Raw genomic sequence first — 641 nt, 5'->3', positions numbered from 1 at the left:
GCGTGAACACCAGTGATTCGTATGCCTACGCCTTCAGGCTGCTCTTGGAGTTTGCGAGCAATCGTCTGCGGGTGGCGCCATCAAGGATGACGTTCGAACAAATCGACGCTCCATTGGTGGTTGGCTTCCTTCGTAACCTGGAGACCAATCGCGCGAACGGCGCCAGCTCACGGAACGTTCGTCTGGCTGCAATCAAGTCGTTCATGCACTTCATGGAATACCGGATTCCGTCGGCTCTTGAGCAGATTCAACGGGTCCTCGCAATACCCATGAAGAAGACGGATTCGCGATTGGTGCGGCACCTCGGCAGGGATGAGATTCAGGCCTTGCTCGACGCTCCGCAGCCAATTGACTGGCCGGGCATCCGAGATCGTGCAATGCTGCATCTGTGCTTCGCGGCCGGACTGCGCGTTTCTGAGCTCACCGGCCTTCGCCTCGACGACCTGTCGCTGACTCCACAGGCCAGCATTCTTGTTCATGGCAAGGGTCGTAGGGAGCGCTGCTTGCCATTGTGGAAAGTGACCACCGTGGCGTTGCGCGCCTGGTTGGCTGTACGAGGCCCAGCTCAAGCTCCGGAGCTCTTCGTAAATGCGAGGCGTGAGCCGATGACCCGGTCAGGCTTCGAGTACATCCTGGAGAAG

At 58.8% G+C, this 641-nt stretch carries 1 protein-coding gene; it reads left to right on the top strand.

All coding sequences use genetic code 11. From position 1 onward, the window contains the following. A partial coding sequence (locus ACXJ3V_RS20325; protein WP_457102168.1) for a tyrosine-type recombinase/integrase occupies window positions 1-641 on the top strand: 641 nt, incomplete at both ends.

The sequence above is a fragment of the Microbacterium sp. P5_E9 genome (assembly GCF_054049175.1).
The sequence above is the reverse complement of the archived record's forward strand: the minus strand, read 5'-3'. Positions and strand labels throughout refer to the sequence as shown.